The 6,861-nt window shown below is 62.5% G+C and carries 9 protein-coding genes and 2 tRNA genes; all 11 read right to left on the reverse strand.

Annotated features, from left to right (window positions below; translation table 11 throughout):
- Positions 1–743 (reverse strand): c-type cytochrome biogenesis protein CcmI (gene ccmI / locus ACJWXQ_RS12110; protein ID WP_406672901.1); only part of this gene is annotated, 743 nt, incomplete at its 3' end.
- Positions 740–1,180 carry a cytochrome c-type biogenesis protein gene (locus tag ACJWXQ_RS12115; protein ID WP_346050928.1) on the reverse strand — a complete coding sequence of 147 codons (441 nt, stop codon included), beginning with the start codon at positions 1,178–1,180 and terminating at the stop codon, positions 740–742. The genes ccmI and ACJWXQ_RS12115, both read right to left, overlap by 4 nt.
- Complete coding sequence (locus tag ACJWXQ_RS12120; RefSeq protein WP_346050929.1) at positions 1,177–1,713, reverse strand: DsbE family thiol:disulfide interchange protein; 537 nt, start codon at positions 1,711–1,713, stop codon at positions 1,177–1,179. The genes ACJWXQ_RS12115 and ACJWXQ_RS12120 overlap by 4 nt, the downstream gene beginning before the upstream one ends.
- Positions 1,713–3,695, reverse strand: a complete 1,983-nt coding sequence (locus tag ACJWXQ_RS12125; protein ID WP_406672902.1) for a heme lyase CcmF/NrfE family subunit — start codon at positions 3,693–3,695, stop codon at positions 1,713–1,715. Before ACJWXQ_RS12125 ends, ACJWXQ_RS12120 begins: the two co-directional genes overlap by 1 nt.
- Positions 3,695–4,183, reverse strand: a complete 489-nt coding sequence (gene ccmE, locus ACJWXQ_RS12130; RefSeq protein ID WP_406672903.1) for a cytochrome c maturation protein CcmE — start codon at positions 4,181–4,183, stop codon at positions 3,695–3,697. Before ccmE ends, ACJWXQ_RS12125 begins: the two co-directional genes overlap by 1 nt.
- Positions 4,105–4,353 carry a heme exporter protein CcmD gene (ccmD, locus tag ACJWXQ_RS12135; RefSeq protein WP_406672904.1) on the reverse strand — a complete coding sequence of 83 codons (249 nt, stop codon included), beginning with the start codon at positions 4,351–4,353 and terminating at the stop codon, positions 4,105–4,107. The genes ccmE and ccmD overlap by 79 nt, the downstream gene beginning before the upstream one ends.
- Positions 4,350–5,114, reverse strand: coding sequence for a heme ABC transporter permease CcmC (gene ccmC, locus ACJWXQ_RS12140; RefSeq protein WP_346050933.1), 765 nt, complete (start codon positions 5,112–5,114; stop codon positions 4,350–4,352). The genes ccmD and ccmC overlap by 4 nt, the downstream gene beginning before the upstream one ends.
- A gap of 105 nt (positions 5,115–5,219) precedes the next feature.
- On the reverse strand, positions 5,220–5,885 hold the full coding sequence (gene ccmB / locus ACJWXQ_RS12145) for a heme exporter protein CcmB (protein ID WP_346050934.1): 666 nt from the start codon (positions 5,883–5,885) through the stop codon (positions 5,220–5,222).
- Positions 5,882–6,571, reverse strand: coding sequence for a cytochrome c biogenesis heme-transporting ATPase CcmA (ccmA, locus tag ACJWXQ_RS12150; RefSeq protein ID WP_406672905.1), 690 nt, complete (start codon positions 6,569–6,571; stop codon positions 5,882–5,884). The genes ccmB and ccmA overlap by 4 nt, the downstream gene beginning before the upstream one ends.
- 63 nt (positions 6,572–6,634) lie before the next feature.
- A tRNA-Leu gene (locus ACJWXQ_RS12155) sits at positions 6,635–6,722 on the reverse strand.
- 48 nt (positions 6,723–6,770) lie between these two features.
- Positions 6,771–6,844, reverse strand: a tRNA-Cys gene (locus tag ACJWXQ_RS12160).
- Positions 6,845–6,861: the final 17 nt, after the last annotated feature.

Raw genomic sequence — 6,861 nt, forward strand, 5'->3', positions numbered from 1 at the left:
CACAAGGCCACCGCCGACTCGGGATCCCCCTCCTCCATTGTGATCAGGCCACCGTACCAAAGCCCCTTGGGGTGGCTTGGGTCCAGATCCAGCACATGGCGGAACAGGGGCGCGGCATGGGTCACCATGCGTGAGGGATCCGCCAGCGTGATGGCCTCGGCATAGTTGGCCAGTACCCGGGGATTGTCCTCACCGGCAATCTCGACCGCCTGACGATAGGCTTCCACGGCTTGGTCGTACTGGCCGAGCGAAATACGGCTTCGACCCAGCAACATCCAGCCTTCCAGATCATCCGGCTGTTGCGCCAGGCGACTCTCCAGGGCGTCCACGGCAGCGGCCATATCCATATCCCCACCCGCCATGGGATTCATGCTGCCACGATCAATGGCATCGGGGTCACCCACCTGGAGATAGATCCCCAGGGTAGCGAGGGGCAATAGCACTGCCAGGACAATGGCACTGACCGGTTTCCCCGTCTGGATGGCCGGGCCGGATTCCGCATCGGCCTGGCGATCACTGGCTTCGCTTTCAATCTGGCGCCGCGACAACTCATAGGTGCGGTTGTCGATATCACCGTCCTCGAGCTCCTGCTCGAGCTCTGCAAGCTGCCTGGCACGCGTTACCGCCACCGCATCCACGGCCTCGCGGGATACCTTGCCGCCACGGCGGCGGATCAGCGGTCCGGCGGCGAGCAGGAGGGCCGCGACCACCAATAGTGCACTCAGGGTCACAAAGGTCATCATTGTTCACGCCCCTCCAGTTCCGCCTCTTCCTCGGCATCCTGACGAGCCCGGCGGACAAGCGTGACCACCAAAACCACGGCACCGATCAACAGCAAAAAGGCCGGACCAAACCACAAAGCCAGCGTATCCGCCCGCATGGGCGGGCGATAGAGCACAAAGTCGCCATAGCGCTCTGTCATGTAATTCTTGATCTCCTGGTCCGTGGCACCATCGGCAAGCATGGTGCGAACCTGGGCCCGGAGATCCTGTGCCAGCTCGGCATTGGATTCAGCAATGGACTCGTTCTGGCAGACCAGGCAGCGCAGTTCGTTGACGATGCGATGGTATCGCTGCTCCAGAGCGGGGTCCTCAAAAGGCTCCCCCGGATCCGCTGCCTGAACCGATAGAGAGAGCAGGGCCAGGGCGGCCAGAATAAAAAACGGGGTCAGCAGTTTCATTCCCGAGCCTCCTGCTCCAGTCCGCGTATCAGCGGCAGGAGCGTATTATCGATGTCCTGGTGAGTGATCGGGCCGATGTGCTTGTGTCGAATCTGGCCACGGTGGTCGAGCACGAAAGTCTCCGGGGCACCATATACGCCCCAGTCGATTGCCACCCGGCCATCACCATCGAATCCGGATTGCTCGAAAGGATTGCCCACCTGGCTGAGCCACTGAATGGCGGTTTCCCGATCATCGCGAAGGTTGAGGCCGACAATGCGAACGCCCTCCTCCTCCGCAAGCCGCATGAGCTCATCATGTTCTTCGTGACAGCCGGGACACCAGGTACCCCAGACATTGAACAGCGTTACCTCACCGGCCAGGTCCAGATTGGTCACCAATCGGTCCGGTTCATGCAGGGAGGGCAAGGCAAAAGCCGGAGCCTCGCGACCCACCAGGGGTGAAGGGACTTCGCTGGGATCAAGTGACAGACCGCGCCAGAAAAACCCGATCAGAACAAGCAGGATCGCCAGGGGAATCAGATAACGCCACATCAGACCGACGCTCCTCCGGCGGCACGGGCTGCCCGCTCGGATTCCTGTTCACGGCGACGGCTGACCAGGCGATAACGGCGATCGAGGACGGCAATCACACCCCCAAGCCCCATCACCAGAGCGCCAAGCCAGATGAACCGAACCATGGGCATGTAATGGATACGGACACTCCAGGCATCATTGCCCAGATAATCCCCCATGGCGACATACAGATCGCGGCGCAATCTTGGATGCAAGGCAATTTGCGCGAGGGGATCGGGCCGGGCCCGGTAAACCCGATTTTCCGGGTACATGCTGGTGACCTCGCGGCCGTTGCGGGTCACCACAAAGCGACCCTGAACCGAGTCCCAGTTGGGACCGACACGATCGCGCACACCTTCGAAATAAAACTCGTAACCGGCGACTTCATAGCTGTCTCCGGGCACCATGCGAAGATCCCGCTCCACGGCAAAGGTGGTGACACCGGCAACCCCCAATGCCATCAGCCCCACGCCTGCATGGGCGGTCAGCATCCCCCAGATGGAGGCCGGCATGCCGCTGATGCCCCGCCAGCCGCGCTTGCGCCAGCGCAGGAAGGGTTCCATGAAGACGGAAAAGATCGCCCACAGACCCAAGACCACGCCCAAGAGCACCATGACGCCGGCCGCCCCCCCAAGGATCAGGGTGCCACCCACGCCAAAGACCACCGCCGCCACCATCAGCGGCCACATGCGGCTGCCCAACTCCGTGGCCTGATCGCGCTTCCAGCGGGCATAGGGTCCGAAGCCCAGGAAGAACATCAGCGGCAGCATCAATGGCACGAAGACCGCATTGAAGTACGGCGGGCCGACCGAAATCTTGCCCAGGCCCATGGCATCCAGGAACAGAGGATAAAGCGTGCCCAGCAGAACCGCCGCCGTGGCCACTACCAGTAGCAAGTTGTTCAGCAACAGAAAGCTTTCCCTGGACACCAGCCTGAAGCCACCGCCCGGCGGCATATGGGGTGCCCGCCAGGCGTAGAGTGCCAGCGACCCGCCAACAACCGAAGCCAGGAAGATCAGAATGTAAACGCCGCGCGTGGGATCGGTCGCGAAGGCATGCACCGAAACCAACACCCCGGACCGCACCAGGAAGGCGCCCAGCAGGGCCAGGGCGAAAGCGGAGATGGCCAGCAATACCGTCCAGTTACGGAATGCGCCCCGCTTTTCGGTTACCGCCAGGGAATGGATCAAGGCCGTGGCCACCAGCCAGGGCATGAAACTGGCGTTTTCCACCGGATCCCAGAACCACCAGCCACCCCAGCCGAGCTCGTAATAGGCCCACCAACTGCCAAGGGCGATACCGAGGGTCAGGCAGACCCAGGCCATGGTGGCCCAGGGGCGTGTCCAGCGGGCCCAGGTGGTGTTGGACTCCAGCCCGATCAATGAGGATACGGCAAAGGCAAAGGGAATGGCCAGACCCAGATAGCCCAGATAAAGCATGGGCGGATGAATGATCATGGCCGGATCCTGGAGGATCGGGTTCAGGTCCCTGCCCTGTTCCGGAATCGGGAACAGCCGCTCAAAGGGATTGGAAGTCAGCAGTGTAAAGAGAATGAACCCGGCACTGATCACCCCCAGAATGCCGATGGCACGACTGGTGAAAACCTGGGGAAGATTACGGCTGAACCAGACGGCGGCCAGTGTCCAGACCGCCATCAGCATGGACCACAGCAGCAGACTGCCTTCGTGGGCACCCCAAACCGCCGTCAGCCGATAGATCAAGGGCAGATCGGTGTTGGAGTTATTGGCCACATAGGCGATGGAGAAATCATGGGTAATGAAGGCATAGGTCAGTGCCAGATAGGCCAGCGTGGTAAAGACCAGCTGCCCCACCACCACACTGGGCAGTGCCTGCATCCAATCCAGCCTGCGGCGAGCCGCACCGGCCAGGCCGAACCAGGCCTGAGCCAAGCAGATAAGCAGAGCCAGAATCAGCGCAATTTGTCCAAGTTCCGCTGCCATCAGTAATCCTCACCCGGGCCGCTGTATTCCTGCTGCTCGCGCAGCTCCCGTTGCCGCCGTTGCCATTCCGCTTCCCGCAGCGACTCCTTGACCTCTGGCGCCATGTAATTTTCGTCGTGCTTGGCCAGAATCTGGTCGGCGATAAAGATACCATCGTCATCAAAGCGGCCATGGGCAATGATTCCCTGCCCTTCCCGGAACAGGTTCGGCAGGATGCCGTCGTAAGCCACGGTCACCGATTCCAGTTCATCCGTGACATCAAACACCACGCCCAGTTCACCCATCTCCCGTTGCACCGAGCCATCCACAACAAGGCCGCCGACGCGGATACGCCGATCATCGAAGGTAATCTCGCCCGAGGCAATCTGGGTGGGACTGTAGTAATAGAGAATGTTTTCCTGAAAGGCCTTCAGCCCCAGGGTGGCGGCAATGGCCACGCCGGCCACTGCTGAAAGCACAAGAACCATACGCTTGCGACGAGGGGGCATCGGGAACCTCCATCCGAATGATAGCGCCGCACCAGGCGCAGGGCCTCGCGGTGTCGGCGGATCACGAGCCAGACCATCAGGCCCATGACGAGGGCGGAGACGCCGAAGGCGCTCCAGACCCAGACGGCAAAGCCGTCCATGTAAAGAAATTCGCTAAACCAATCCATCATTTTACCGTGCCTCCAGGCCCGGTGACGAGGGCTTTCGTCCAGGCCGCCCGCCGTTCCCGTTGCAGCAACTCCGCCTGTAATTGCCGCAGCAGCAACCAGGCAAAAAACAATTTGTAGCCCAAGGCCATGACCAACAGCGGGATCAGCATGGCCGTATCAATCGAGGGTGCCCCGAACTTTGCAATGGTGGCCGGCTGATGAAGGCTGTGCCACCAGTCCACGGAGAAATGGATGATGGGCACATTGACCACCCCCACCACGCCCAACAAGGCGCTGGCCCGATCACCACTGCGCTGATCCTGGAAGGCTCGATTGAGGACAATGAAGCCGATATAGAGGAACAGCAGGATCAACTGCGATGTCAGCCGGGGGTCCCAGGTCCACCAGGTCCCCCACATGGGCTGGCCCCAAATGGAGCCGGTCGCCAGGGAGAGAAAGGTAAAGGCCGCGCCGAGCGGGGCAGCGGCAATCGCCACCGCATGGGCCACCTTCATGCGCCAGATCAGGCCAATGGCCGAGGCCAAGGCCAGCAGAACATAGACAAACAGGGACAGCCAGGCCGCCGGCACATGCACGTAGATCATCCGGAAGCCGTCACCCTGCTCGTAGTCGGGCGGTGCAAAGGCCAGGCCCCAGACCGTCGCTGTAAGCAGACATGCAAGTCCCAGGATGGCAAACCACGGCACCATGCGGTCCGCCAGTCCATAGACATGGGGCGGTGAACCGAATCGATGAAACCAGCGCCAGCTCTCTTTACCCACGAATTCGTGTCTCCAACTCAAGGCTCTCCCCGGTCAGCGGCCCACAGGGTAAACCCGCCAGTGGGCAGGCAGTGTGAGCCAGATCAAACGAGGAAGCTTCAATCCTCATTCCAGGCTGATTCGCACGGCAGCGGCAACTGCCGGCGGCCCCAGGCTGAGGGCCAGGACGGCCAGCATGCCCAGGGCCCACAGGCCAGTAACTTCCTCACCGTTCACCGCCTGCACCACCGAGCGGCTGCCGAATATCAGCACCGGGATGGTCAGTGGCAGCACCACCAGGGCCAGCAGGCTGCCCCCACCCCGCAGCCCCACGGTCAGGGCCGCGCCCAGGGCAGCCAGGATGGTGAACACGGGTGTTCCCAGCAACAGCGTCAGCGCCAATACAGACAATGCCTGGGTCGGCAGGTTCATCATCAGTGCCAGCAGCGGCGACAGCAGCAACAACGGCAGAGCGCTCACCAGCCAGTGGCCGCAAAGCTTGGCCATCACATGCAGACTCAGCGGCTCGGGGCTAAGCACAGCCAGCTCCAGGGCACCCGACTGATAGTCGGCCCGAAACAGGCGTTCCGCCCCCAGCAGAGCGGACAGCAGGGCCGCCACCCAGATCACCCCGGGCCCGACCGCCTGCAACAACTCCGGCATCGGCTCCAGGCCGAGCACGAACAGCATCCCCACCAGGACAAAAAACAGCAGGGGCGTGACCACGTCGGCCGTATCACGGATGGCCAGTAACAACTCCCGATACAGGCCGGCCAGGAAGACACTGTTCATGCCCCGCCTCCCCCGGCCTTGTGGCTGCGATCCAGGTCCAGTTCCCGCACAGTCCCCGCCGAGTCAGGCAGGGGCTGATGACTGCTGACCAGGCAAGCCCCACCGTGAGACCGGTGCTCGAAGATCAGTTCGCCCACCAGAGTCTGCCCGTCTGCGTCCAGACTCGTGAGCGGCTCATCCAGGCACCACAGACTGGCCTCGCACAGCAGCAGGCGGGCGAGACTGGCCCGCTTCTGCTGGCCGGCGGAGAGAAAGGCGCAGGGGCGATCGGCCACCGCGGTCAAAGCGAGCCGCTCAAGGCAGTCGCTCAGGCGCCGCGCGGAACGTCGACCGGCCAGCGGTTGCCAGCTCGCCAGATTTTCGCGAGGACTGAGCTCCGGCCGCAGGCCGGTCTGGTGGCCACACCAGGCCACGTCGGCAAGAAAGGCGCTGCGATCCTCATCGCGGGGGCGACCACACCAGTGAACCTCGCCGGCATCGGCCTGGCTGAGCCCCAGAATCACCCGCATAAGGGTTGTCTTGCCGGCACCGTTGGGACCGCGCAACCACAGGGTTTCGCCGGAAGAAAGCTGGAATCCGAAATTTCGCAGGAGACGAGTCTCGCCCCGCCAGATCTCAAGTCCGGCAGCGCTGAGTTCCGTAGTGCCCGCCTTCGCCGAGCTGCTGTGAGCCTCTGTGTGGGACATCCGATCTTGGATAAACGCTTCAGGAATGAACGGCGGCCTCGCCTGCCGGTCTTGGGCGGGAAATGGTGCCCGGAGCCGGAATCGAACCGGCACGGCCCTAAGGGCCAGCGGATTTTAAGTCCGCTGCGTCTACCAGTTCCGCCACCCGGGCTGGTCGTCGCTTCCCCTGCATGCTTGCACTGGCGGGCAAGCGGAAAATTGGAGGCTCGGGCCGGAATCGAACCGGCGTACACGGCTTTGCAGGCCGCTGCATCACCACTCTGCCACCGAGCCAATCGGGTGCCGTTCAG

It is taken from the genome of Natronospira sp. (assembly GCF_007134575.1).
Taxonomy (GTDB): Bacteria; Pseudomonadota; Gammaproteobacteria; order Natronospirales; family Natronospiraceae; genus Natronospira; species Natronospira elongata.